At 37.9% G+C, this 24,514-nt stretch carries 25 protein-coding genes; 12 read left to right on the top strand and 13 right to left on the bottom strand.

The window, feature by feature from the left end; translation table 11 throughout:
- Positions 1 to 108 precede the first annotated feature (108 nt).
- From MHH45_RS20280 to MHH45_RS20260, 5 genes are all read right to left on the bottom strand, one after another.
- The gene (locus MHH45_RS20280; protein ID WP_016116703.1) at positions 109 to 1,278 is read right to left on the bottom strand and encodes a nitrate/nitrite transporter; all 1,170 of its coding nucleotides are present in this window, start codon (positions 1,276 to 1,278) and stop codon (positions 109 to 111) included.
- A 91-nt stretch (positions 1,279 to 1,369) separates the two neighbouring features.
- Positions 1,370 to 1,603, bottom strand: coding sequence for a molybdopterin converting factor subunit 1 (moaD, locus tag MHH45_RS20275; protein ID WP_016116704.1), 234 nt, complete (start codon positions 1,601 to 1,603; stop codon positions 1,370 to 1,372).
- Positions 1,600 to 2,070, bottom strand: coding sequence for a molybdenum cofactor biosynthesis protein MoaE (locus MHH45_RS20270; RefSeq protein WP_016116705.1), 471 nt, complete (start codon positions 2,068 to 2,070; stop codon positions 1,600 to 1,602). The genes moaD and MHH45_RS20270 overlap by 4 nt, the downstream gene beginning before the upstream one ends.
- Complete coding sequence (mobB, locus tag MHH45_RS20265) at positions 2,067 to 2,588, bottom strand: molybdopterin-guanine dinucleotide biosynthesis protein B (protein ID WP_088093797.1); 522 nt, start codon at positions 2,586 to 2,588, stop codon at positions 2,067 to 2,069. The genes MHH45_RS20270 and mobB overlap by 4 nt, the downstream gene beginning before the upstream one ends.
- The gene (locus MHH45_RS20260; RefSeq protein ID WP_016116707.1) at positions 2,552 to 3,841 is read right to left on the bottom strand and encodes a molybdopterin molybdotransferase MoeA; all 1,290 of its coding nucleotides are present in this window, start codon (positions 3,839 to 3,841) and stop codon (positions 2,552 to 2,554) included. Before MHH45_RS20260 ends, mobB begins: the two co-directional genes overlap by 37 nt.
- A 95-nt stretch (positions 3,842 to 3,936) precedes the next feature.
- Between MHH45_RS20260 and moaC the strand changes: the two genes are divergently transcribed.
- A complete protein-coding gene (gene moaC, locus MHH45_RS20255; protein ID WP_016132130.1) occupies positions 3,937 to 4,428 on the top strand; it encodes a cyclic pyranopterin monophosphate synthase MoaC in 492 nt (163 codons plus the stop codon).
- Positions 4,429 to 4,463: 35 nt separating this feature from the next.
- Here the strand turns inward: moaC and MHH45_RS20250 are convergent, their stop codons facing one another.
- From MHH45_RS20250 to MHH45_RS20240, 3 genes are all read right to left on the bottom strand, one after another.
- Positions 4,464 to 5,477 carry a molybdopterin-synthase adenylyltransferase MoeB gene (locus MHH45_RS20250; RefSeq protein ID WP_016116709.1) on the bottom strand — a complete coding sequence of 338 codons (1,014 nt, stop codon included), beginning with the start codon at positions 5,475 to 5,477 and terminating at the stop codon, positions 4,464 to 4,466.
- Positions 5,478 to 5,493: 16 nt separating this feature from the next.
- Positions 5,494 to 6,507, bottom strand: coding sequence for a GTP 3',8-cyclase MoaA (gene moaA / locus MHH45_RS20245; RefSeq protein WP_088093796.1), 1,014 nt, complete (start codon positions 6,505 to 6,507; stop codon positions 5,494 to 5,496).
- A gap of 225 nt (positions 6,508 to 6,732) precedes the next feature.
- Complete coding sequence (locus MHH45_RS20240) at positions 6,733 to 7,059, bottom strand: winged helix-turn-helix transcriptional regulator (protein WP_018764554.1); 327 nt, start codon at positions 7,057 to 7,059, stop codon at positions 6,733 to 6,735.
- A 140-nt stretch (positions 7,060 to 7,199) separates the two neighbouring features.
- On the opposite strand from MHH45_RS20240, the gene MHH45_RS20235 reads away from it, so the two are divergent.
- The 6 genes from MHH45_RS20235 (at position 7,200) to narI (ending at position 15,370) form a co-directional block, all read left to right on the top strand.
- Positions 7,200 to 7,871 carry an NAD(P)H-dependent oxidoreductase gene (locus MHH45_RS20235; protein WP_088093795.1) on the top strand — a complete coding sequence of 224 codons (672 nt, stop codon included), beginning with the start codon at positions 7,200 to 7,202 and terminating at the stop codon, positions 7,869 to 7,871.
- A 172-nt stretch (positions 7,872 to 8,043) separates the two neighbouring features.
- Complete coding sequence (locus tag MHH45_RS20230) at positions 8,044 to 8,736, top strand: Crp/Fnr family transcriptional regulator (RefSeq protein WP_016116713.1); 693 nt, start codon at positions 8,044 to 8,046, stop codon at positions 8,734 to 8,736.
- 217 nt (positions 8,737 to 8,953) lie between these two features.
- On the top strand, positions 8,954 to 12,637 hold the full coding sequence (locus MHH45_RS20225; RefSeq protein WP_016116714.1) for a nitrate reductase subunit alpha: 3,684 nt from the start codon (positions 8,954 to 8,956) through the stop codon (positions 12,635 to 12,637).
- The gene (gene narH, locus MHH45_RS20220) at positions 12,627 to 14,102 is read left to right on the top strand and encodes a nitrate reductase subunit beta (protein ID WP_016116715.1); all 1,476 of its coding nucleotides are present in this window, start codon (positions 12,627 to 12,629) and stop codon (positions 14,100 to 14,102) included. The genes MHH45_RS20225 and narH overlap by 11 nt, the downstream gene beginning before the upstream one ends.
- An 18-nt stretch (positions 14,103 to 14,120) precedes the next feature.
- Positions 14,121 to 14,651 carry a nitrate reductase molybdenum cofactor assembly chaperone gene (gene narJ / locus MHH45_RS20215; protein WP_016116716.1) on the top strand — a complete coding sequence of 177 codons (531 nt, stop codon included), beginning with the start codon at positions 14,121 to 14,123 and terminating at the stop codon, positions 14,649 to 14,651.
- Between the two features lie 17 nt (positions 14,652 to 14,668).
- The gene (gene narI / locus MHH45_RS20210) at positions 14,669 to 15,370 is read left to right on the top strand and encodes a respiratory nitrate reductase subunit gamma (RefSeq protein ID WP_006096259.1); all 702 of its coding nucleotides are present in this window, start codon (positions 14,669 to 14,671) and stop codon (positions 15,368 to 15,370) included.
- Positions 15,371 to 15,443: 73 nt separating this feature from the next.
- Here narI and MHH45_RS20205 read toward each other — a convergent pair whose 3' ends face one another.
- The 5 genes from MHH45_RS20205 to MHH45_RS20180 all read right to left on the bottom strand — a co-directional run bounded on the left by MHH45_RS20205 (position 15,444) and on the right by MHH45_RS20180 (position 19,210).
- Entirely contained in the window at positions 15,444 to 16,040 is a 597-nt protein-coding gene (locus MHH45_RS20205; protein WP_006096260.1) for a YHYH domain-containing protein, read from the bottom strand.
- Between the two features lie 404 nt (positions 16,041 to 16,444).
- Positions 16,445 to 16,765 carry a hypothetical protein gene (locus MHH45_RS20200; protein WP_016116719.1) on the bottom strand — a complete coding sequence of 107 codons (321 nt, stop codon included), beginning with the start codon at positions 16,763 to 16,765 and terminating at the stop codon, positions 16,445 to 16,447.
- A gap of 18 nt (positions 16,766 to 16,783) precedes the next feature.
- A complete protein-coding gene (locus tag MHH45_RS20195) occupies positions 16,784 to 17,011 on the bottom strand; it encodes a spore germination protein (RefSeq protein WP_003201173.1) in 228 nt (75 codons plus the stop codon).
- A gap of 135 nt (positions 17,012 to 17,146) precedes the next feature.
- On the bottom strand, positions 17,147 to 17,452 hold the full coding sequence (locus MHH45_RS20190) for a rhodanese-like domain-containing protein (protein ID WP_003201171.1): 306 nt from the start codon (positions 17,450 to 17,452) through the stop codon (positions 17,147 to 17,149).
- Between the two features lie 636 nt (positions 17,453 to 18,088).
- Positions 18,089 to 19,210 carry an alpha/beta fold hydrolase gene (locus tag MHH45_RS20180; RefSeq protein ID WP_088093794.1) on the bottom strand — a complete coding sequence of 374 codons (1,122 nt, stop codon included), beginning with the start codon at positions 19,208 to 19,210 and terminating at the stop codon, positions 18,089 to 18,091.
- A gap of 202 nt (positions 19,211 to 19,412) precedes the next feature.
- Between MHH45_RS20180 and MHH45_RS20175 the strand changes: the two genes are divergently transcribed.
- The 5 genes from MHH45_RS20175 (at position 19,413) to MHH45_RS20155 (ending at position 24,376) form a co-directional block, all read left to right on the top strand.
- Positions 19,413 to 21,374 (top strand): spore germination protein, encoded by a 1,962-nt coding sequence (locus MHH45_RS20175; RefSeq protein ID WP_340862881.1) that lies wholly within the window; start codon positions 19,413 to 19,415, stop codon positions 21,372 to 21,374.
- Positions 21,375 to 21,390: 16 nt separating this feature from the next.
- Positions 21,391 to 22,485, top strand: coding sequence for a spore germination protein (locus tag MHH45_RS20170; RefSeq protein WP_016116723.1), 1,095 nt, complete (start codon positions 21,391 to 21,393; stop codon positions 22,483 to 22,485).
- Positions 22,461 to 23,540 carry a Ger(x)C family spore germination protein gene (locus MHH45_RS20165; protein ID WP_016116724.1) on the top strand — a complete coding sequence of 360 codons (1,080 nt, stop codon included), beginning with the start codon at positions 22,461 to 22,463 and terminating at the stop codon, positions 23,538 to 23,540. Before MHH45_RS20170 ends, MHH45_RS20165 begins: the two co-directional genes overlap by 25 nt.
- A 125-nt stretch (positions 23,541 to 23,665) precedes the next feature.
- Entirely contained in the window at positions 23,666 to 23,851 is a 186-nt protein-coding gene (locus MHH45_RS20160; RefSeq protein ID WP_003201353.1) for a hypothetical protein, read from the top strand.
- A gap of 96 nt (positions 23,852 to 23,947) precedes the next feature.
- Positions 23,948 to 24,376 carry a haloacid dehalogenase gene (locus tag MHH45_RS20155; protein WP_003201351.1) on the top strand — a complete coding sequence of 143 codons (429 nt, stop codon included), beginning with the start codon at positions 23,948 to 23,950 and terminating at the stop codon, positions 24,374 to 24,376.
- The last annotated feature ends 138 nt before the right edge of the window (positions 24,377 to 24,514 follow it).

Genomic DNA, 24,514 nt, shown 5'->3' with positions numbered 1-24,514 from the left:
TACTCTTCCCTTCAAACCAATACAAATAGCAGCATGACTCCAGTACAAGAACTAGAATCATGCTGCTTTATTTTTCGATTTTTTTAAGAAACAGTGTAATTGTTCCCTCTATTTGTTATTTAACATCACTAACAACTTTTCTTGACTATACATCCACACTGTAATAATTAAACAAGCAAGCGCTACTTCTGAAAGTGCCATAAATCCAATTGCATAATGACCAGTTAGTTGGAATAGTAACGTTAAAATTAACGGTGGGAAAAAGCCCCCTAAGCCGCCTAAAGCTGCAACAAGTCCGTTTACAACCCCTGCTTGCGCAGAAAAGTACATTGGTACAAGTTTGAAAATTGTTCCATTTCCAATTCCTGCGCAAAATGCGACGAGCAAGCAACCAAATGTATATACGTTCATACTTGGCATAAACGATAAAATAATACCAGATAGTGTTAAACCGATGAATACAAAGATTAAAATTTTAAATGGGTTAAACTTATCACCGAGCCAACCACCAATTGGGCGCATGGCTGTTGCCAATACGATGAATCCAGCTGTCCGCATACCTGCATCTACTTTCTCTAATCCAAAGTGAGATACTAAGAAGTTTGGTAAGTATACTGTAAATGCAACAAATGACCCAAAAGTTAAGAAATAGAAAATACATAAGAACCAAAGTTTTTCATTTTTGTATACACCTTTTAACTGTTCCATTAATGGTGTATTTACTTTTCGCTCACTCCGATCACCTAATAAAAAGTTCAGAAGTGCAAAAATAGCAAGTAAGATTAAAAAGGATTGCACAGTTGCTCTCCATCCAAATGAAGTCGCAATGACAGGTGCTAAGAAAGATGTAACTGCTGTTCCTGCATTACCTACACCGTAAATACCATTTACAAAACCGTGACGCTCTTTCGGATAATATTTCGGCAGAGACGTTACACCTACAGAGAATACAGCTCCGCCAATCCCTGCAAATAAACCGCCGATAATTAAATCCATCATCGAATTCGCAATACTAATATAAAAGACAGGGAATAATAGCATAATAAAGCTTATAAAGAATAATTTTCTCGCTCCGTAACGATTGGTCCAATAACCAATTGGTATTCGAAGCACCGACCCTAAAATAACAGGTACTGCTGTGACAAGGGAAATTTGTCCTGCTGTTAACGCAATGTCTACTTTAATAAATGGCATTAATGAAGATAAAATCACCCACACCATAAAACCAATAATAAGATTAGAAGTTTGTAAACCTAACTGAAAATTCGGACTTTTCATCCTTTTCGCCTCCTATTTTGCTCATTTTTTCACAATGTATATTAATTCCCTCCAGTCTAATCACGTACTTCCGTGATTAGACTGGAAAAAATCAACCACCGCTCACTGGGGGAATCAATGCAACAATATCACCAGATTTTATTTTGTCATCTTCATTCGCATATTCTTCATTGATAGCGACCATAATCTGCTCTGAAACTGCGATATGATGTTCTTTCGTAATAATATTTTTTAATTCTGCAACAGTAATATTTTCACAATCTACTTCTAACTCGTTTGTCCCCGCATCTTCTTGTAAATGTGCAAATAATAACACCCGAATCATTTTTTCATCTCCTTTCCAGGCTCCCCGTCTGGATACGGTATTTTTTCTAATTGATCACCAATCCATGAGTCACCATCTTCCCAAAACTCTTTTTTCCAAATCGGAACAATTTGTTTGATGCGCTCCATAATATATTCATTTGCTTCATATGCCGCTTTTCGGTGTGGTGTTGATACAGCAACAACAACGGCAATATCAGAAATTTGAAGTGTACCGATGCGATGTGTAATCGCAACGTGTGTCCCAGGCCACTTCTCTTTCACTTCATCTCCAATTTTCGCAAGCATTTTTCCAGCCATTGTCTTATAGGCTGCGTACTCTAAATATAACGTGCGACGCCCTTTCGTAAATTCTCTTACAGTACCAGTGAAAGTTGTCACAGCACCACATTCACGGCGAATCACTTTATTTGTAACCTCTTCAATCGAAATTGGTGTATCTACTACTTCATAATGTGAAATTGTCATCGTGCACCTCTCATCGTTTGTGTAAACCAATCCATGTATGCGTCTTCCTCTGTTATATGAAATGTTTTATACGCTTTTGGTAAACTGTGTGTAACCTCTTTCCATATAATGACCGCTATTACATTCTCCATTTTATCTAGTAAAGCAATATCTTCATTCCTCCGAAGCAAAACCACTTTTGGATAGTTTTCTTTTTTATATCCTTCAATCAAAATGAGATCTACTTCAAAAAATTCATATAGTCGAATAATTTCCTGTAAAGACCATTCATCCCGAAGAGAAGAAAGTGATAATAATCCTGCTCCTTCTACAGCACTTACGGCAGCGCCTGCTCGCCTATGACGTTCACTATCCTTTTGAGGTACTTCCGGGTAGCCACCATGTCCGTGATGCTTAATTGTGGCAACTTTCATACCTTCATCCGAAAAAGCTTGAATCATTTTCTCCGTGAGCGTCGTTTTTCCGCTATTTTGATAGCCAACTATTTGTAAGATTGGAGCGGTTCTGCCCACGGCCACTCACTTCCTTGGCTTGATTCTAGTAATAACACCGAAACTTTCATTCCTGCTTCAAATCCTCTTGTTCCTCCTGGCAATACAATCAAAGCATTGCTATCTGCAAGAGAAGAAATCGCACTTGATTTATCGAGCCCTACTGGTATAACTTGCAGCTGACCATTGATAAACGTTGCTTTCCCCCTTACAAATCGTGTAAATGGGTTTGCCTTTGGAAAATCTTTCTGCAATATAGCATCTGTACGATATGCATGTGGTTCTTTCGTATGAAGGAATGCTTGAATAACTGGATAAACGAGTAATTCAAATCCGACATAACAAGCAGACGGGTTACCAGATAACCCAAACAACAGCTTCCCGTTTACTTCAGCTACAGTTGTGACACTACCTGGTCGCATCGCTATTTTATTAAAAAGAACATTGGCATTTAATTTTTTATAAATAGCAGGCAAATAATCGTAATCACCTACCGAAACACCACCAGTTGTGATTAAAATGTCTACTTCATCCACCGCGGCTTTCACTGCCTCATAGCAAGCTTCTAAATCGTCAGCAAGTTGTCCATAATATCGTACTTTCCCGCCAGCTTTAACAATTTGAGCTGCGATCATATAGGAATTACTATTTCTAATTTTTCCTGGTTCAAGTGGTTCATGTACTTCTAACAACTCACTTCCCGTCGTTACAATCCCGACAACAGGCTGTTTCATAACGTTTACTGAACTGTAGCCAAATGTCGCCAAAAGTGCTGCTACACCTGGATTAATCTTCGTACCTTTTTTCACAAGTATTTGATTTTGTTTTACATCTTCACCTTTGAATGAAACATTATCACCTACTTGAAAAGAACGCTTTAGCTTCATATACGTTCTTCCGTTTCTTTCAAATCCCTCCGTAAGCTCTAACATAACTACCGCATCACAATCTTTTGGAATCGCTGCTCCTGTCATAATTCGAACCGCTTCGAAGGCCTTTACATCGTCTGTAAAAACAGAACCAGCTCCTATTTCTCCTATCACTTCAAACTCAATTGGATGCTCGTTCCCCGCCTCTTTCGTATCTTCTGCCCGAATCGCAAATCCGTCATATGGAGAGCGGTCAAAATGCGGAACATCGTGATCTGCCGCAACATCTTCTCCAAGAATTCTTCCGTAGCTTTCGGTAATAGAAACTTTTTCTATTTCACCTTGGTGTGCATATGTCATAACTCGCGCTACTGCTTCAGCAACTGGAATTGGTACTCGTTTTTCTAACATTGTTTTCACCCCATATTTGCAAAATATCACATCTTGATTACACTTTATATTGTACAATGCTAATTATAATAGCAATTACTTCAAGGAGGAATTCCATGTCTTCATTCACTCACTTTAACGACCAAGGCCGTGCCAAAATGGTCGACATTAGCGATAAAAAAGTGACAGTGCGAACAGCAATTGCTTGCTCTAGCATCCTTGTTACGAAAGAAATTTATGATAAAATCTCTCATAATGAAATTGGGAAAGGCGATGTATTAGCCGTCGCACAAATCGCCGGTATTATGGCTGCCAAACGCACTTCTGATATTATTCCGATGTGCCACCCTTTACTTCTAAAAGGAGTAGATGTTTCATTCGATTGGGAAACGGCGAAAGGGAAATACCGTTTACGAATTGAAGTAAAAGTAAAAACAGAAGGTAGCACTGGCGTTGAAATGGAAGCCTTAACAGCAGCTTCTGCGACCGCTCTTACCGTGTATGATATGTGTAAAGCTGTTGACAAAGGTATGATTATCGGCGAAACATATTTACTTGAAAAAACAGGCGGAAAAAGTGGAGATTATATTAGAAATTCACAATCCTAATTTAGTCCCCTGAACCTAAAGGACAACCTTTAGGTTCAGCCTATATATCTTGCATATAATCGCTTCGCCACTTTCATATCATTTGTCCCATGAATAAATGCCCTGCCATCTGTAAATAACACGAAGCGATATTCATCAACACGAAACGATAGTAAATATGGTGTTGTTTGCACATCCACACTTTTTTGTAAGCGCTTTTTAATTTCTTCTAAATTAAGAAGTTGCGGCGCCCCTGGACGGATTTGAACTGTATTTCGCCCACATAGAACCTCTGTTTTCATCTGTGATTCAAACGTTAAACTTGGGTACGTGCGCAGTTTTCCGCAAGATGGACATTTGTCTTTTTTCTGTCTATTCACTTTAAACGCCATGTGCTGATTGTTCCAAAGATCAAATGACAGCATCGTTTCACGAAGCGCTCCAAAATCTTCTACCAATATTTTAAGTGCTTCTGTCACTTGATGCGCAACGACCAATTGTACAGCTGGCTGTATAATTCCTGCCGTATCACACGTTGCACCACTAGATGGATGCTCCATCAAACAGCGAAAACATGGTGTTTTTCCCGGAAGAATTGTATATGTGACGCCATAGCTTCCAACGCATCCTCCATATATCCAAGGAATATTGTATTTTTGCGAAATGTCATTAATAAGAAGACGCGCTTCAAAATTGTCAGTCGCATCTAATATTAAATCCACATTCTTAATTAACTCTTCCATTTCTTGCACCGCTACATCTGTTACAACTGGTACAATTTCTACTTCAGAATTAATCTGCCTTAAACGCTCAAATGCTGCGACTGCTTTCGGCTTATACTGCTTTGCATCTTCTTCTGTATATAACTGCTGCCGCTGTAAGTTACTCCACTCGACATAATCACGGTCAGCAATCGTCAGTTTTCCAATTCCCGCTCTGACAATCGCCTCTGCACTTGCTGCTCCTAGTGCACCGGCACCTATAATGAGTACATGCTTTTCTCTTATTTTCCTTTGGCCTGCTTCGCTAACCCCGGAAAATAACATTTGTCTTGAATAACGCTCTTGCACGCGGCATCCCCCTTTCTTACCCTCCGATATAAGACATTTCAATTTTCGGACGGTTATTTGCGCTTTCTTCAGTCCGCTCATCAGAATACCGGTCTTCTCGATATTCCCATACATCTTGCACTACCTTTAATAAATCGGGATCAGAAATACCTTCTCGAAGGAGCTTCCGTAAATCCGTTCCTTTCGTCGCAAACAAACACGTATAAAATTTACCATCTGCCGAAATCCGTGCTCTTGTACAAGAAGAACAGAAAGATTCAGAAACTGAAGTGATAAATCCAACTTCCGTATCACTGCCCACGTAACGATAACGCTTCGCAACTTCTCCAAAATAATGAGGATCTACAGGCTCAATTGGATATACCAGACTGATTTTCTCAATCAATTCTTGTTTCGTAATGACCTGCTCAAAATTCCATCCATTCGTACTGCCAACGTCCATAAACTCAATATAGCGGAGCGAGATTCCCTGTTCTTTGAAATAAGCGGCCATCGGAAGAATTTGACTATCGTTCATTCCCTTTTTCACGACCATATTTACTTTCACATCGAGTCCAGCTGCTTTTGCTGCGGCAATCCCTTTCAGCACAGGTTTTGTACTAATATTCCGGCCGTTAATTTTGCGAAATACCTCGTCCTCTATCGCATCTAAACTAACATTCACTCGGTGTAACCCTGCTTCTTTTAACGCCTTTGCTTGCTTTGTTAAGTGAATGCCATTTGTCGTTAGTCCAATATCTGTTAAGCCATCCAGCTTCGCGAGCCGTTTAATAAGCTTTGGCAACTCTTTACGTAGTAATGGTTCACCGCCTGTAAGCCTAATTTTTTTTACACCCATACCTACAAACAATTTTGCTAATCTTTCAATTTCATCAAATGTAAGCAAAAATTCTTCTTGTAAAAATGCATAATCAGGCCCGAATACTTCTGCCGGCATACAATATGTGCACCGAAAGTTACAACGATCAATGACAGAGATGCGTAAATCTTGAAGCGGACGCCCTAAAGAATCTCTAATCTTCTCGCGCATCGTCACCCCTCCTTTTCTGCTAAATTCTATCTGTCTTCATTCTATTATAATATATTTTTAAACTGCGATGTTTTTGCTCGAGCTCTTTATTGATTTTCCATGTTTTTTATTTGCCTCCATCATAAAAAAGAAGCAGGATATACGTTGTGATATTTCTCACATCGTACCTGCCATTCAAAAATTCTTCACAAATCCGTTCGAATTTTGTTCACATTTCAGTTAAAATTACTTTATTTGTGTCCGATATTCCTCTCCCCACTCACGCATAAGTGTAATAATTGGTGTAAGAGATTTTCCGAATTTCGTTAAAGAATACTCCACTTTTGGCGGAACTTCTTTATATACTTCCCGGTGGATTACTCCAGCGGCCTCAAGTTCTCTTAACTGCCTTGTTAACATACGCTGCGTAATGCCAGGCATCAATCGCAAAAATTGATTAAAGCGAATCTCTTTGGTATTCATTAAATGAAATAAGATAACTCCTTTCCATTTTCCACCGATTACATCTAACGTTACTTCCACTGAACAACGATTTATATCTTTCTGTTCCATTTTATCACTCTCCATTAGTATACAAATTGATACTATATGCTAAAAATGTGCGTACTTATATCATTCATTGTACTATTGTAGAATCGATTTTGTAATCAACTTACTATAAAAAAGTAAATAATTAAAAGGTGGTTATTTAAATGGAACATACAAAAGAAGAAATTTTAAAAGTTTATCAATTTAGACATGCATGTAAAGAATTTGATGTAAATAAAAAAGTCTCTGATGAAGATTTTCATTTTATTTTAGAAACTGGTCGACTTTCTCCAAGTTCATTTGGTTTTGAACCTTGGAAATTTGTTGTGATTCAAAATCAAGATATTCGCAACAAACTTCTCCCTGTGGCTTGGGGAGCTCAAAAACAATTACCAACAGCGAGCCATTTTGTCGTTATATTAGCTCGTAAAAAAGAAGATATGATTTATGACTCTTCCTATATTTCTAACTTCATGAAAAATATTCAGCAGCTTCCCGAGGAAGTCGTAACGATGAAGCTTGGTTTTTATAAGGCGTTTCAAGAAACTGATTTTCAATTATTAGAAAGCGACCGTGCCATGTTTGATTGGGCTTCTAAACAAACATACATCGCTCTTGGTAATATGATGACTGCAGCTGCCCAAATCGGCATTGATTCTTGCCCAATTGAAGGGTTCCATCAAGAAAAAGTAGAAGCGATTTTAAAAGAAGAGGGAATTGTTTCAGGTGATACATTTGGTGTGTCTGTTTTAGTTGCTTTTGGTTATCGAGCGGAAGAACCAAAACGTGATAAAACTCGTCAAACAATGGATATGGTTGTTGAATGGATTAAGTAATGTAAAAGAAAAGAGTGTCTACAAAGGACACTCTTTTTTTCATTGTGAAAAGTGCGCTTGTTCACTGCTAAAAATAAACTTATTACTTATAATAAAAAGATATTTCTTGCATTTTCACCATATTTACATCCAAAATAAGAAATAGACTGCTTTAAAAAGAAAGGTGATTGCTGTGACAAACCGTACGGCATTATCGGAAGACTTAAAGGAATTACTTGCATCTGTTGAATATAAAATGCAGATTAATAAAGGAAGTTATATTTTCCAAGAAGGTGTGGAGGCAAAAGAACTCTATATCGTCCGCTCTGGAAAAGTACAGATTAGTAAAATTAGTGCTGACGGACAAGAGTTAACACTTCGCATTTGTTCAAAACACGATATTATCGGGGAGTTGACATTATTTACGGACAATGCAAAATATTTATTAAATTCGAAATGCCTGGAAGATGTTGAAGTTGGAGTCATTAAACGAGATGCTTTAGAAAAGGCATTGCTTGAAAAACCTGCTCTTGCATTTGAATTTATGAAATGGATTAGTGAACATTTACGAAGAATGCAAACAAAATTCCGTGATTTAGTGTTACATGGAAAAAAAGGAGCTCTTTATTCCACGCTCATTCGCATGACAAACAGTTATGGCATATTAAAAGAGAATGGTATTCTTATCGATCTACCTTTAACAAATCAAGAGCTTGCGAATTTCTGTGCAACCTCACGTGAAAGTGTAAACCGTATGTTAAACGATTTAAAAAAACAAGGAATTATTTCTATCCATAAAGGAAAGATTACCATTCATAATTTACAATTTTTAAAATGTGAAATTGCTTGTGAAGATTGCCCTACCTCTATTTGTAGCATTGAGTAGCCTCTCTATTTGAGATGCTACTCTTTTTTCTTTCTCCTTTACTCTACATAAAAAACTCTCTCTGTACTGTGCAAAATGTCACAACTTTTCGGAATTTTTTTTAATATCAATCTGATTTTTGACAATCTGTTGAACTGTGATAGATATCACATCTCTATTTTGCATGCTCTCTTATAGTGAAAATAAGCAAGAGAGACGCAATAAAGGAGTGAACAGTATGAAAAAGAAACCTTCAGCATTAATGAAACGTTTAAAATATTTTTCTCCGATAGATCGCTATAACGACAATCATACACAAGAAACATATGAAGACCGTGAATGGGAAAACGTGTATAGAAAACGATGGCAACACGATAAAGTAATCCGCTCTACACACGGCGTTAACTGCACTGGTTCTTGCAGCTGGAATATTTATGTGAAAGATGGAATTGTAACTTGGGAAGGTCAAGAACTGAACTATCCTTCTACCGGCCCTGATATGCCAGATTTTGAACCGCGTGGATGTCCGCGTGGAGCAAGTTTTTCTTGGTACATTTATAGTCCACTTCGCGTGAAATATCCATATGTACGTGGTGTCCTTTGGAATATGTGGCAAGAGGAACTTCAAAATCACAAATCACCGCTAGACGCTTGGAAAAGCATTGTGGAAAACCCTGAAAAAGCACGTACTTATAAAGAGGCGCGTGGTAAAGGCGGATTCATTCGTGCTAGTTGGGATGAAGTATTACAACTAGTCGCTGCTTCCTTACTATACACAGTGATCAAATATGGTCCAGACCGAAATGTTGGTTTCTCACCAATTCCAGCTATGTCGATGTTAAGTCACGCTGCTGGTAGCCGCTTTATGCAGCTCATGGGTGGACCTATGCTCAGCTTCTACGATTGGTACGCTGACTTACCACCAGCTTCTCCGCAAATTTGGGGTGATCAAACAGATGTACCTGAAAGTAGTGATTGGTACAACTCTGGTTACATTATGACATGGGGTTCAAACGTACCAATGACAAGAACACCAGATGCCCATTTCTTAGCGGAGGTACGTTATAAAGGAACGAAAGTCGTTTCCGTAAGTCCTGACTTTGCTGAATCCACAAAATTTGCTGATGATTGGATTAGCGTAAAACAAGGTACAGACGGTGCGCTTGCGATGGCAATGGGACACGTCATCTTACAAGAGTTTTACGTAGACAACCAAGTGGAATACTTCACAAATTATGCAAAACAATATACTGATTTTCCGTTCTTTGTCACATTAAAACAACAAGGAGACCAATTTGTTGCAGATCGTTTCTTAAACGCGAATGATATTGGTCGTGAAACAAAGCTTGGCGAATGGAAACCTGTTCTTTGGAACGAAAACACCAATAATTTTGCAACGCCTCATGGCACAATGGGGTCACGCTGGGATAACGAAAAGAAATGGAACTTACGTTTAGAAGACGAGCAAACAGGCGAAAAAATTGATCCACGCCTTTCTTTACTTGGCATGGAAGATGCAGTTGAAACTGTACAAATTCCATACTTCTCCGATGACGGAAACAAAATATTAGAACGAACAATTCCAGTGAAAAAAATTGCAACAAAAAAAGGCGACATTTTCGTTACAACTGTGTACGACTTAACGTTAGCAAACTACGGTGTCAACCGCGGACTTGGCGGGCAAGAACCGAAAGACTTCAATGCTGATGTTCCATTTACACCAGCATGGCAAGAAAAAGTGACCGGAGTAAAACGAGAACTGATTATTCAAATCGCTCGTGAGTTTGCTCAAAATGCTGTTGATACAAATGGACGCTCGATGATTATTGTCGGCGCTGGTATTAACCATTGGTTTAACTCTGATACGATTTATCGCGCGGTTCTAAATCTTGTTCTTCTCGTTGGTGCACAAGGTGTAAACGGTGGCGGTTGGGCGCATTATGTTGGGCAAGAAAAATTACGTCCGGCAGAAGGCTGGCAAACAATTGCAATGGCAAAAGACTGGCAAGGTCCGCCGAAATTACAAAACGGTACATCCTTCTTCTATTTTGTAACAGATCAGTGGCGCTATGAAGATACACCAGTTGGCCATTTAGCATCGCCAGTTGTCGGCAACTCACGCTATCAACATCACGGTGATTACAATGTGTTAGCTGCTCGTCTTGGTTGGTTACCTTCTTATCCAACATTCGAGAAGAATGGAATTGAACTATATAAAGAAGCTGTCGCTAGTGGCGCAACAACGGGAGAAGAAATCGGAAAATATGTTGCGCAAAAGCTAAAAGAAAAAGAACTTAAATTTGCAATTGAAGACCCAGATAACAAAAATAACTTCCCGCGCAATTTATTCGTATGGCGCGCAAACTTAATCTCAAGTTCTGGTAAAGGGCACGAGTATTTCTTAAAACATTTATTAGGTACAACAAACGGATTAATGAATGACGATAGCGATTCATTACGACCAGAAGAAATAAAGTGGCATGAAGAAGCACCTGAAGGAAAGCTTGATCTACTGATCAACTTAGATTTCCGTATGGCTGGAACAGCACTTTATTCTGATATCGTCCTTCCTGCCTCAACTTGGTATGAAAAACACGATTTAAGTAGTACAGATATGCATCCGTTCGTACATCCATTTAATCCGGCAATCGGTTCACCGTGGGAAGCACGCTCTGACTGGGATATTTTCTGTTCCCTTTCTAAAGCAGTCTCTGATTTAGCAACAGAACTTCATCTTGATCCGATGAAAGAAGTTGTGGCAACACCACTTCTTCATGATACACCGCAAGAATTGGCACAGCCGCTTGGCAAGATTAAAGATTGGAGCAAAGGTGAGTGTGAACCAATACCAGGAAAGACAATGCCGCAAATTCATGTTGTAGAACGAGATTATAAAACAATTTATGACAAGATGACAGCGCTTGGACCAAACACTGGGAAGCAGCCAATTGGTACGAAAGGGATTTCTTGGTCTGCAGAAAAAGAATATGAACAATTAAAGAGTCGATTAGGCGTTATTCGCACTGACTCTATCGCCAAAGGATGCCCTGATATAACAGAAGCAATCAATGCTGCTGAAGCGGTGTTAACCCTTTCTTCTACAACGAACGGTCATATGGCTGTAAAAGCATGGGAAGCTCTTGAAAAACAAACAGATTTACATCTGCGCGATTTAGCAGAAGAACGCGAAGAAGAATGCTTTACATTCGAACAAATTACTGCGCAGCCAAAAACGGTGATTACTTCCCCTGCCTTTACTGGTTCTGAAAAAGGGGGACGCCGTTACTCACCATTTACAACAAATGTTGAGCGCCTTATCCCTTGGAGAACGATAACTGGACGACAATCGTTCTACTTAGATCACGATATGATGAAGGAATTCGGTGAAACAATGGCAACATTCAAGCCAATCTTGCAACATAAACCGTTCCGTAAATCACGCCCTGAGGTAGAAGGAAAAGAAATTACACTAAACTATTTAACACCGCATAATAAGTGGTCGATTCATAGTATGTACTTCGATTCCTTACCGATGTTAACGCTGTTCCGTGGTGGTCCAACTGTTTGGATGAACAAAGATGACGCCGCCGAAGCTGGTGTTAGTGATAATGACTGGATCGAATGCTTTAACCGTAACGGCGTTGTCGTAGCACGTGCCGTTGTAACGCACCGCATACCAAGAGGAATGGCCTTTATGCACCACGCACAAGACCGTCATATTAACGTGCCTGGTACAAAATTAACGAGCAACCGCGGAGGAACGCATAATAGCCCAACCCGCATTCATGTAAAACCAACACATATGATTGGTGGATACGGTCAATTAAGCTATGGATTTAACTACTACGGTCCAACTGGTAACCAGCGTGACTTAAACGTCGTGATCCGCAAACTGAAGGAGGTAGATTGGCTTGAAGATTAAAGCGCAAGTCGGAATGGTAATGAACCTAGATAAATGCATCGGCTGCCATACTTGTAGCGTAACGTGCAAAAACACCTGGACGAATCGTCCAGGTGCTGAATATATGTATTTCAACAACGTGGAAACAAAACCTGGGATTGGTTATCCAAAACAGTGGGAAGATCAAGAAAAATATAAAGGCGGCTGGGAATTAAAAAACGGTGAAATCCAGCTAAAATCCGGTTCGAAAATGAAACGTCTCATGAACATTTTTCATAACCCAGATCAACCTACAATCGATGATTACTTTGAACCTTGGAACTATGATTATGAAACATTAACAAATAGTCCGCAGCGAAAACATCAACCGGTAGCTCGCCCAAAATCAGCAATTACTGGAGAGTTTATCGACAAAATTGAATGGGGCCCAAACTGGGAAGACGATTTAGCAGGCGGACATATAACAGGCTTGCAAGATCCGAACGTCAAGAAAATGGAAGAAGATATTAAAACAGATTTCGAGAATGTCTTTATGATGTATCTGCCTCGCATTTGCGAACATTGTATGAATCCATCTTGCGTTTCTTCTTGCCCATCTGGAGCGATGTATAAACGTGAAGAAGACGGGATTGTCCTTGTTGATCAAAATGCATGCCGCGCTTGGCGATTCTGCGTTTCTTCTTGTCCATATAAAAAAGTATATTTTAACTGGCAAACAAATAAAGCAGAAAAATGTACAATGTGCTTCCCGCGTATCGAAGCTGGTATGCCAACGATTTGCTCTGAAACATGCGTAGGACGTATTCGTTATATTGGGGTAATGTTATATGACGCTGACAAAGTAAAGGAAGCCGCTTCTGCACCAAACGAAAAAGATTTATATGAATCTCAGCTTACTGTCTTCTTAGATCCAAATGATCCAGAAGTAGCTGCGGAAGCAAAAAAACAAGGTATTCCTGAAGAATGGATTAAAGCGGCTCAAGAATCACCAATTTATAAAATGATTATTGATTGGAAAATCGCCCTTCCTCTTCACCCAGAGTACCGGACAATGCCGATGGTTTGGTATATTCCACCGCTTAGCCCGATTATGAATATGGTGGAAGGGAAAGGAAGCAACTGGCAAGCAGAAGAAATTTTCCCTGCTATTGATAATATGCGTATTCCAATTCAATATTTAGCTAACTTACTTACTGCAGGAGATGAATCACATATTCGTCTTACATTGAAAAAAATGGCTGTTATGCGAACTCATATGAGAGCACTGCAAATTAATAAAGAACCAGATGAAGCTGTATTAAACGAACTCGGTTTAACGAAAGAAGATGTAGAAGATATGTATCGCCTTCTTGCGATTGCAAAATATAAAGACCGTTTCGTTATCCCTACATCTCACCGTGAACAAGTTGCAGATTTATATAGTGAACAAGGAAGCTGCGGCCTTTCCTTCGCAGGCGGCCCAGGTTCTTGTATGACACTCTCTTAAACTAAGGAGGTAATAGCTATGAAACAAGGTTTACAAACTGCTTTTTCTTGTGCTTCCTTCCTTCTCTCCTATCCTGAAACAGGATGGAGAGAAGCTTTACCAGAACTACAAGAAACAATTGATACGATTACGCATGAAGAAATTCACACGTTGCTTACAGCTTTCATCAAACAAGCTCAAGAAAAAACAAACGATCAACTCATTGATTCTTACGTATATACATTCGACTTTGGAAAGAAAACAAATATGTATCTCACTTACATGAACACAGGTGAACAAAGAGAGCGTGGAATTGAATTATTAGAGCTAAAACAACACTATCAAAAAGCTGGCTTTGCGGTAACCGATAAAGAACTACCTGATTATCTACCGCTTCTACTTGAGTTTCTCGCAAACGCAAATGAAGAAGATAGCGAACCAATTATGAGTAGATACACGAAAGATATACAAGCATTGCACGGACAGTTAAAAGAAGCAAATTGTATGTACCAACCAATTCTTGCTACCATTCTCCTCGCCATCGATGCCTGGGGAGTACAAGCGAATTAGAAAGGAGTGTCGTCAAAATGATGGATCAATTTTTATGGGTGCTGTTCCCCTATATCATTTTCGCAATCTTTATCGGTGGACACATTTTCAGATACAACTATGATCAATTTGGCTGGACATCAAAATCTAGCGAACTATTAGAGAAAAAAATGCTCCGAATCGGAAGTTTACTCTTTCACTTTGGCATTATGTTCGTAATCGGTGGACACATCATGGGAATATTAATACCAGAATCTGTATATACCTCTTTCGGTATTTCTGAGCATATGTATCATATGGTCGCTATCGGCTTCGGTCTTCCTGCAGGAATTGCTTCAATTGTTGGTTTAGTGATTTTAATGTATCGTCGCTTTACAGTAAAACGCATTATCGCAACAAGTACAAAAGGAGATTATGTCGCCCTCGTCCTCTTGTTCATTGTAATGTTAGCAGGTCTATCCTCTACATTTTTCAATATTGATGCAAAAGGATTTGATTATCGAACAACAATTGGCCCATGGTTCCGCAGCCTCTTTGTTTTCCAGCCGAAAGCAGAATATATGGCAGAAGTACCTATTTGGTTTAAAATCCATATCATTGCAGCGATGGGGCTCTTTGCAACATGGCCATTTACAAGACTTGTACATGTCTTTAGCGTTCCAGTGAAATATTTACGCCGTAGCTATGTTATTTATCGAAAAAGACAACCTATTGAATCTGAAAAAGCAAAAATCCAATAAAAAATAGCACCTATCTTATAAAAATAAGATAGGTGCTATTTTATTTTTCCGTTAATCTTCCATATTCAATTTACTATTTATTCGGATTCCAAGCACCATTACTTTCGAAATAGTACTTTACTCCTTTAATGAGTTGCCAACCTGTTTGCATTGCCCCACTTCCGTTGAAGTAGTACCATTTTCCATCAATTGCTTGCCAACCTGTTTGCATTGCTCCGCTTCCGTTGAAGTAGTACCATGTGCCGCTAATTGCTTGCCAGCCTGTTTGCATTGCTCCGCTTCCGTTGAAGTAGTACCAAGCACCGTTAATTGACTGCCAGCCTGTTTGCATTGCTCCGCTTCCGTTGAAGTAATACCATGTCGTACCTACTTGTTGCCAGCCTGTTTGCATTGCTCCATTTCCGTTAAAGTAATACCATATCGTACCTACTTGTTGCCAACCTTTCGCTTTCGTTCCATTTTGATCATAGAAATACCACTTTCCATTATCTTGTTTCCAATTGTTATGATAATGGTATTCTCCTGTTTCAAGCCCATATTTCCCACAGTTTGTTCGGCAAGTATGTCCACCATTTTTGTCCAATCCACCAGGGCTTGCATAAGCAGCTGTCGTTGATCCCATAATTGTTAGACCAACTGCCATCGCTAAAACTTTCATATTCTTTTTCATAGATTCACTTTCCCCTTCTCTTTATCTATTTATCTATCAAGCATTATTATATGATAACCGAATGATATTAATAAAGAATTGTGTTTTTTACATATTATAAAAATATAAATTCCCAGACTTCTAATATTCTCTATCTACTAAAATAATACGTTTCCTTTTATAAATCGTTTTACTACGGCAGTATCTGGCACTAACCCAAATAAATAGTGATTTTATATTATTACTAGGTGAACCTCTTGTTTCTATTACAACAAAGGTATTGAACATCCAATTTATCCCGCTATCTGCAGGCAGCAAGCCCCCACCTTTTCCCTCTCCTTGTTCTCCTTGACAACCATATGTACGAAAAAGACGTAAACAATGAAAAAATAAGAAAATCCCCTACTTTTAGTAGAGGACTCTTTCTATAAACCTGGTACAGAATCCAAGCTATCCGCATTCGGAACAGCTTGCATAGTACCTGACGTGTTGGCACTTGGAGAGGTATTCGTGCTCATACTTGTTCCAATCGCTGAACCTTTCGTATACGTCGTTGTCACTACATCCCCTGGGTTCAAGCAAAGATTTGTTGCCGTTCCTATTACAGTCACAACATCAATACAAGTTGGCCCTGTTGCTCCACTATATGTCTTTGATGCAACAAATGAAGTATCCCGCAAGTTATCCCCCGTAAATAAATTCCCATAGTTATTTACAATCACAAACTCTTTAATATTTGCCGGCATGACCAGTCAACCTTTCTGTTATGAACCTAATGTTAATTCACTTGTTTCTAGTGGTGGAAGGAATTCTGGCGTCCTAGGAGTAACTGACGGCATCCGTTTTCCATTCAAAAAAGTAGCGATGCTCGATCCACCAGAACCAGCATATATTTTCAAAGCAGCAAATGGTTCAATAGTATAACAATCACCTACATTAACAGCTCCTGTGTTATTAACAATCTTTATTTTACGAATTCGCGCACTCACCATCCTCCCTCCTTTCTATATAAATCGATTATAATCGCAGGAATTGTTGCTCACTCATATGCGAAAAACAATTCTTGTATACACTGTATGCAAAAGAAAAAAACTTGAAACAGACGCGTTTCAAGTTTTAAAAATGAATTATTGAATTTCACCTTCATATTGCAGCATACCGCCGACCATATTCACTGTTTTAAACCCTTGTTCATTTAAATAATGACATACATTTTCACTGCGCATTCCTGATCGACAAATAAAAATATACTCATTTTCTTTATCAAAGAATTCCACTTTATTTGGAATATCACCCATTTTAATATGTACAGCTTCTGGAATTTTCCCTTGTGCTACTTCCTCATCTTCACGTACATCTACTAAAAATAACGTTTCCCCGTTTTCTAAGCGCTCTTGCACTTCTTCTGTTGTAATTGTTTTTACTTCTGTCATATGTCGTTCCTCCTTAATATAATTAAAACTTTAACGTATTTCCGAAAGAAGTCCCCACTTCAAAACGCGTTCGTATTTAAGTGAGGGGTAGTTGACGTAGTAAATTTTTTCTCTACTCATCTATTCATCACCAATTTTAGCATGGAAAATTACGAACGCAAAGAAGTGAAACTTCCCTCATTTGCATTATTCCTCAACTTAATTGTAAATTTATTACATTTACAAATCTACCTCTCACATTGTATCCTCAATATACTTGTTTTACGAAAGGAGTCGATCGACATGACACTTTTTCTTTTCATTATAGGTCTCATTTTTTTAATTCTCGCTATCATTTCACTCGGTATATTTAACAAAAGAAGAACCACACGATCCTCTCAAGAACGAGCATTCTTTTATTTATTACTTAGTATCGCTTGCCTTGGATTGTGCATTGCTACATACGTCTTCCGTTTAAAAATCATCTAAAAAGAAGGTGCTCGCTTAACGGCTCGCACCTTTTTTCACACATTGCTATATATCCATTTCAATTTTTCAAGCGTATAAGTCGCGGCTCCGAAGAACCAAAAGTGACCGCTACTTGTTTTCTCTCTTTGTTTTCACTTGGCACAGAGCAGGAAAAGGGGCTGATCGCTTCTATGCATGGCCAGATGCTCTCTTTAAAAACTCATCCACTTTCTTTTCAAATAAATGAACATCAAATACACCAGCCATATGGCCATTCATACTTTCAATCTCATAAACTTCTGCGTATTTCCCTTGTTTCTGGAGCAGCTCTACCATTTTATAATTATAACGAGAAGGTTGCAGTAAATCTTGTTTACACGGAATCATAAGCACATCTGCCTCTATTTGAGAAAGTGCCTCTTCTAAAGAGGAAAAACCGTGTGCAAGATCATGTAATAACGTTGCTTTCGCTGTATACATCCATGAATTCGCATCCACAAAAGTAATATTTTGAAGTGTCAATGCATTTATATTTTGTTCAAATGAAGTCCGTGCTGAGAAATTCTCATAAGCTAGCGTTTCCGTACTATTACGCGGAAATGTCGTTTCATAATAGTGAGCATCAAACCCATTTATAAACATCATTTTCCCTGCTAAATGCAGCCCTTTCGTCGGCTGTTCATCCCCATAATTTCCATCATTCCATTTTGGATCTAACTGAATAGCTTCAATTGCATTTTGCAGAACATTAACCGATGTCACAACCGGATTTTGCGGATTCGTAATTACACCAATCATTCGCTCTACCATATGGGGATAACGAACAGCCCATTGCTGCGCAATCATTCCACCAGCTGATGGTCCGATTACCGCATGTAACCTTGTAATTCCCATTGCATTCACTAATTCATATTGCACACGTGCTACATCTAAAAATGTAAATACCGGAAACCCCATCCCATATTCAGATCCCGTTATTGGATTAACTGACTTTGGTCCCGTTGTAATCACGTAAGGATTTTTCACTTGTACATTACAAAGATTATCGGTACATATCACAAAATAGCGATCGGTATCAATTGCTTTACCCGGTCCAATCAGTCCGTCCCACCAACCAGGAATGAGATCTTGCTCCGTATATTTTCCTGCCGCATGGCTTGTTGCACTAAAATAATGACAGACTAAAATCGCATTTGATTTTTCCCAGTTTAATTTACCGTACGTCTCATATCCAATCTGAACAGGGATCTTTATGCCATTTTCAAATGTAAACTCTTTTAAATGAAAGCTTTCTTTTTTTACATACATCATAAATTTCTACTCCATTGTAAATACGTCATTATATATCAATCCTCCATAACAAATCTATCCCGTTTACCAAAACACTTTTACGTTTCCAAAAGAAACCCTTCTTTTAACAAAAAGGATTTTTGATTCCCCATAAACATGTGCATAATATACAAAATACGCCATAAACTAACATTATCTTACATGAGTTAAAGAGGGAATACGTATGATATGGAAATGGTTTCGAAAGAAAAAAAAATCAAGTAAAACAGATTCAAAAGAGCAAAATCAAACTACTAAACAAGAGGAACAAACACAAAACAAACAACATCAATCTGCTCAAGGTACTAAACAAGACGCGCAGACACAAAACAAACAACATCAATCTGCTCAAGGTACTAAACAAGACGCGCAAACACAAAACAAACAACATCAATCTGTTCAAGTTACTAAACAAGACGCGCAAACACAAAACAAACAACATCAATCTGCCCAAGCTACTAAACAAGACCAGCAAACACAAAACAAACAACATCAATTTGCACAAGCTACTAAACAAGACCAGCAAACACAAAACAAACAACATCAATTTGCACAAGCTACTAAACAAGACCAGCAAACACAAAACAAACAACATCAATCTGCTCAAGCTACTAAACAAGACCAGCAAATACAAGGCAAGCAGCAAAATAATAGTAGCAATAGCATTTATGATTTCAGTAAACCCGAGAAAGAAAAGGTTCACTCTCTTCAAGATTTATTAGAAAACCTAAAAACATCTAGTGATTTTGTAAGTTATCACACATCAGATGATGAAACAATGCCGTATTGGATTTCTTATTACCGGCCATCGCTTGATGGTGAAAAATTACAAAAGTATTTAATGCCAGCTTTATTAGAGCATAGATGTTCTACATTAGAAGAATTAAAAGAACATATTCCAATGAGCGGGATTACAATTACAAATGATCTTCAAAAAATTGAAGATATGGTTTTAAAAGGTCACGCTATCGTACAGTTACATGAACAAGATCAAAAATGTATCTTAGCAAATATCACAATTGATAATTATCGGGCGCCATCTATTCCATTAAATGAATCTACAGTTATTGGTCCACAAGAGGGATTTGTAGAGGATATTGATACGAATCTTAACTTAGTACGTAAACGCCTTCCAGTGTTAGCACTACAAACAAAAGAGGTTATCATTGGGACATTCTCTAAAACAAAAGTTGTCATGATGTATTTAGAGAACCTTGCTGAAAAAGACAGTGTTGATTATTTAGAAGAGTCACTTCGTACAATTGAATACGATCAAATCAACGACAGTTCCTATATTCAAGAATTGATGGGAGAAAAATCAATCTTCCCACTATTTATTAATACAGAACGTACAGACCGAGTAACGACCGCATTAATTGATGGAAAAATCGCTATTTTTGTAGATGGTTCACCGAGCGTCTTACTCACTCCTGTTTCATACTTTGATTTTTTTGTTTCGCCAGAGGATTACAACGTATCTTGGCTTTACGCTACGTTTTCAAGATTTTTAAGACTCATTGCTGTTCTGTTTTCCATCTGCGCAGCACCATTATATGTTGCCATTTTAAGTTATCATTACGAATTAATTCCAAGCGATTTACTCGAAACATTAATTTTATCAAGAGCACAAGTTCCTTTCCCACCTTTAATAGAAGCACTCTTTCTAGAACTGGTTATTGATTTACTTAGAGAGGCTGGGGCTAGACTACCAATGAAAGTAGGCCAAACACTTGGTATTGTAGGCGGTATCGTAATCGGACAAGCATCTGTACAAGCAGGACTAACAAGTAATATTTTGTTAATCATTGTCGCCTTATCCGCGTTAGCTTCCTTTATCACACCGATTTATAAGATGGGGAACGCAGTTCGCTTACTACGATTCCCATTCCTTTTATTTGCAGAATTAGGTGGACTATTCGGAATTTCACTAGGTTTTATCTTTTTATTTACTCATCTATTCAGGCTTTCTTCTTTACAGAAACCATTCGCGCTCTTTTATCCAGCAAGGCGACAATCACTAAAAGACTCTTGGATTCGGTTTCCATTATCTATGATTGATACAAGAGATATTCAAGCAAGGCCGCAACACGTAAAAAAATCAGCAAAGGGGATTTCAACAAAACATACATCTGACTTTGACGAATAAGAAATGAGGTGCATTTATGAGTAAAGTCAAAACAAAATATCAAATATCTCCTATCTTTGTTTTCTTCTTGATTCATAGTGCACAGTTCGGCGCTGGAGTTCTCGGATTTGCACGCATTATCGCAAAAGCGGCTGGATATGATGCCTGGATAGGAGTTGTTATAACTGGAATCATCATTCACATTCTCGTTTGGATGATGTATTACTTATTAAAAAATACAGAAGGCAACCTAATAGATCTTCATCAACAAACCTTTGGAAAGTGGCTCGGTAATGGCGTTAATATTGTATTCATGCTGTATTTTTTGGTTGCGAGTATATCCGTTGTTCGAACGTATGTCGAGATTGTTCAAGTATGGATGTTTCCTACCGGGTCCACTTGGATGTTCACCGCCTTTTTATGTTTATTAAGTTACTACGTCATCTCATCAGGATTCCGCATCATCACTGGCATCTGTGTCGTTTCAATTAGTGGGATACTAGGTTATATTTTTCTTAGCCTGTTTATGTTCAAGTACGCACATTGGGAAAATTTACTTCCTGTTTTTACGCATTCTTTGGGACGTATTTTAAAAGCATCTCAATTGTCAATTTATACTATGACAGGCTTTGAAATTTTTCTTATGGTATACCCATTTGTGAAGAATCCCGAGAAATCTCATAAATTTGCACAATATGGTGTATTATTCTCTAACATTTTATATTTATTTAGCACGATTTTGGCATTCGCTTTTTTTAGCGAAAAACAGTTATCAAAAACAATTTGGTCTCAGCTTTCAATGACACAAGTTATTCAATTACCCTTTATCGAACGACTAGAGTACATTGCCATCTCCGGCTATGCACTTGTAATTCTTACAAGTTTTATTCTTCCATTATGGGCTGCTACAAGAGGAACACATGAAATCTTTCATGTAAAGCAAAAATACATTTTACTTTCTTTCATGTTCATTACAATTATTGTGTCACAACTTTTAACAAACAGGCATGATATCAACGATTTTATTAGTTATACTTCCAAAGTTAGTCTTTGGCTTATATATGTTTACATCCCAATCTTATTTCTTATCGTGTGGGTGAAAAGAAAATGGAAAAAATCAAGAAAAAACTAATTCTTCTTTCATGTATTTGTTTATTCACCATAACAGGCTGTTTGCAAAAAAATATTGTTGATGATGTTCAGTTAATTCAAGGGGTTGTTTTTGATACAGCAAAAAACAATAAAGTACAGGTGACATCGGTTTGTCCGGTGCAGCGAAAAGGAAATAAAGTACAGGTCTACGAAGGAGTAGGAAATGCCGTTAAACAAGTAAAAGCTGATACTTCTTTGGAATCTTCTCAACCATTTGCAAGCGGACAAATGCGCATTGCTTTGTTTACTACAAGAATTGCAAAAAAAGGATTGTCGACCTCCTTTGACACATTGGTTCGTGATGTCAGCATCGGAAACTCAGTGTATGTTGGATTATTAGAAGGAAATGGACCTGAGCTGTTAAAAGGAAAATATACAACTTCTTCTAATGTGGCTATCTATATAAAAAAAATGCTAGAGCATAACATGCAAACTGGCCCCGTACCAACTGATAATTTACATTTAGGTGCATTTCGTTATTATCGTGAAGGCCAAGACTCTTATATGCCTATCCTAAAAAAGAGTAAAGACAAAATCAAAATCACTGGCATTGGACTTTTAAAAAAGGATAAGTATGTCGGAAAAATTGATCGACAAGATATGTTCGTATTTAAGGGGTTATTGGAAAAACATCGGTTAGATTCACACGAATTTAAAAGTAATAATGGATATGTAATGATCAATAATATACGCTCCAAGCCAACGTATACTGTAAATATAAAAGCTGGAAAGCCTTCCTTTTTAATTAAAGTAAAAATAGATGCACGCATCTTAGAACTTTCGAAACAAGTAAACCTAGAAAATAAACAGAACACAAAAAAAATATCACAAGAAGTTGAAAAAAGCTTAAATACTAAAGCCACAAAACTCATCAAAAAATTTAAATCTTTAAATGTTGATCCTCTTGGGCTAGGAGCTAAATTTAGACAACACTATCGACCATTTAAATTAGCAGAATGGAAAAAAATGTACAAAGACGTTCCTATCACAGTAAAATATGAAGTTGATATTACAAACTCCGGTGTAATCGAATAATATGAAATATAGTTTCCTCAAAATGTCAGATAATGATTGAACTCCTCTTCCGGGCATGATACAACGGAGAGAGGAGTTTTTTGATAATACTTACATAAAGAAAAAAGATATTTACGGGGGAGCTTATGTCTAAAAAGTTAGTAAAACCTATTTTAAATGGTATTCTGTTTCTCGGCGTCTTTTTATTTGCTCATACATACTTAAAAAATGTTTCATTTACACGTTATTTACTTGTTGTCGTACCGACACTACTTGTTGGGATGTTCGGGATTGATCTCGCTTTATCATTTTTAATAAAGAAAGAAGAGTAGGGAAAGAACATCTTATTTTATAAGGTGTTTTTTTTATTAAACAATCTCCTTATGTTACAATAAAGTTCGGCACAAAACGTGAAAGGATGAAACAACATGGCTAACGAAAAAGGTTTAGATAAAGGATATGAACTTGTTGCAAAAATGCACGAGGTATTTGGACACCCTGTTACAGATGTACCAACAAAATTAACAGAAGAACGCGCAAAAATTCGCGCAAGCTTTATGCAAGAAGAGTTAGAGGAATTTTTAGAAGCTAATACTGTAGAAGATCAATATGATGCGTTAATTGACCTTATCTATTTCGCATTTGGAACATTTGCAGAAATGGGAGTTCGTCCCGATAAAGGCTTTGAAATTGTAAACAATGCAAATATGGCAAAACTATTCCCTGACGGAAAACCACGTTTCCGCGAAGGCGATGGCAAAATTTTAAAACCAGAAGGCTGGCAAGCACCAGAACCACAGTTACGTGCTGAAATTGAGCGTCAACGCCAAGAAGCATTAGCAAAAGCAGGGAAATAAGATTGAATAGGCTACCATTCGCGGGAAGTTAAGCCCCGCACTTATGTCTTATTTTTTCGAGCGAATGATATGTCGTGTCGAAACGCCGATATATCTGAAAAAGGAGCTCTCTTTATGAAGAGAGCTCCTTTTTGTTTA

Origin of the sequence: Bacillus sp. FSL K6-0042 (assembly GCF_038006685.1) — a bacterium.
In the GTDB taxonomy this organism is placed as follows: Bacteria; Bacillota; Bacilli; order Bacillales; family Bacillaceae_G; genus Bacillus_A; species Bacillus_A pseudomycoides.
The sequence above is the reverse complement of the archived record's forward strand: the minus strand, read 5'-3'. Positions and strand labels throughout refer to the sequence as shown.

What these genes read in the sequence shown, in the direction of transcription:
- MHH45_RS20200 (WP_016116719.1), bottom strand. Translation starts at nt 16,765, where the DNA reads ATGCCGGCAAATATTAAAGAGTTTGTGATTGTAAATAACTATGGGAAT.
- MHH45_RS20170 (WP_016116723.1), top strand. Translation starts at nt 21,391, where the DNA reads ATGAGTAAAGTCAAAACAAAATATCAAATATCTCCTATCTTTGTTTTC.
- moaC (WP_016132130.1), top strand. Translation starts at nt 3,937, where the DNA reads ATGTCTTCATTCACTCACTTTAACGACCAAGGCCGTGCCAAAATGGTC.
- MHH45_RS20155 (WP_003201351.1), top strand. Translation starts at nt 23,948, where the DNA reads ATGGCTAACGAAAAAGGTTTAGATAAAGGATATGAACTTGTTGCAAAA.
- MHH45_RS20205 (WP_006096260.1), bottom strand. Translation starts at nt 16,040, where the DNA reads ATGAAAAAGAATATGAAAGTTTTAGCGATGGCAGTTGGTCTAACAATT.
- MHH45_RS20240 (WP_018764554.1), bottom strand. Translation starts at nt 7,059, where the DNA reads ATGGAACAGAAAGATATAAATCGTTGTTCAGTGGAAGTAACGTTAGAT.
- narI (WP_006096259.1), top strand. Translation starts at nt 14,669, where the DNA reads ATGATGGATCAATTTTTATGGGTGCTGTTCCCCTATATCATTTTCGCA.
- narJ (WP_016116716.1), top strand. Translation starts at nt 14,121, where the DNA reads ATGAAACAAGGTTTACAAACTGCTTTTTCTTGTGCTTCCTTCCTTCTC.
- MHH45_RS20180 (WP_088093794.1), bottom strand. Translation starts at nt 19,210, where the DNA reads ATGATGTATGTAAAAAAAGAAAGCTTTCATTTAAAAGAGTTTACATTT.
- MHH45_RS20225 (WP_016116714.1), top strand. Translation starts at nt 8,954, where the DNA reads ATGAAAAAGAAACCTTCAGCATTAATGAAACGTTTAAAATATTTTTCT.
- MHH45_RS20190 (WP_003201171.1), bottom strand. Translation starts at nt 17,452, where the DNA reads ATGACAGAAGTAAAAACAATTACAACAGAAGAAGTGCAAGAGCGCTTA.
- MHH45_RS20195 (WP_003201173.1), bottom strand. Translation starts at nt 17,011, where the DNA reads ATGGTGAGTGCGCGAATTCGTAAAATAAAGATTGTTAATAACACAGGA.
- MHH45_RS20165 (WP_016116724.1), top strand. Translation starts at nt 22,461, where the DNA reads ATGGAAAAAATCAAGAAAAAACTAATTCTTCTTTCATGTATTTGTTTA.
- MHH45_RS20175 (WP_340862881.1), top strand. Translation starts at nt 19,413, where the DNA reads ATGATATGGAAATGGTTTCGAAAGAAAAAAAAATCAAGTAAAACAGAT.
- MHH45_RS20270 (WP_016116705.1), bottom strand. Translation starts at nt 2,070, where the DNA reads ATGACAATTTCACATTATGAAGTAGTAGATACACCAATTTCGATTGAA.
- moaA (WP_088093796.1), bottom strand. Translation starts at nt 6,507, where the DNA reads ATGCGCGAGAAGATTAGAGATTCTTTAGGGCGTCCGCTTCAAGATTTA.
- MHH45_RS20280 (WP_016116703.1), bottom strand. Translation starts at nt 1,278, where the DNA reads ATGAAAAGTCCGAATTTTCAGTTAGGTTTACAAACTTCTAATCTTATT.
- MHH45_RS20235 (WP_088093795.1), top strand. Translation starts at nt 7,200, where the DNA reads ATGGAACATACAAAAGAAGAAATTTTAAAAGTTTATCAATTTAGACAT.
- MHH45_RS20260 (WP_016116707.1), bottom strand. Translation starts at nt 3,841, where the DNA reads ATGTTAGAAAAACGAGTACCAATTCCAGTTGCTGAAGCAGTAGCGCGA.
- MHH45_RS20160 (WP_003201353.1), top strand. Translation starts at nt 23,666, where the DNA reads ATGTCTAAAAAGTTAGTAAAACCTATTTTAAATGGTATTCTGTTTCTC.
- moaD (WP_016116704.1), bottom strand. Translation starts at nt 1,603, where the DNA reads ATGATTCGGGTGTTATTATTTGCACATTTACAAGAAGATGCGGGGACA.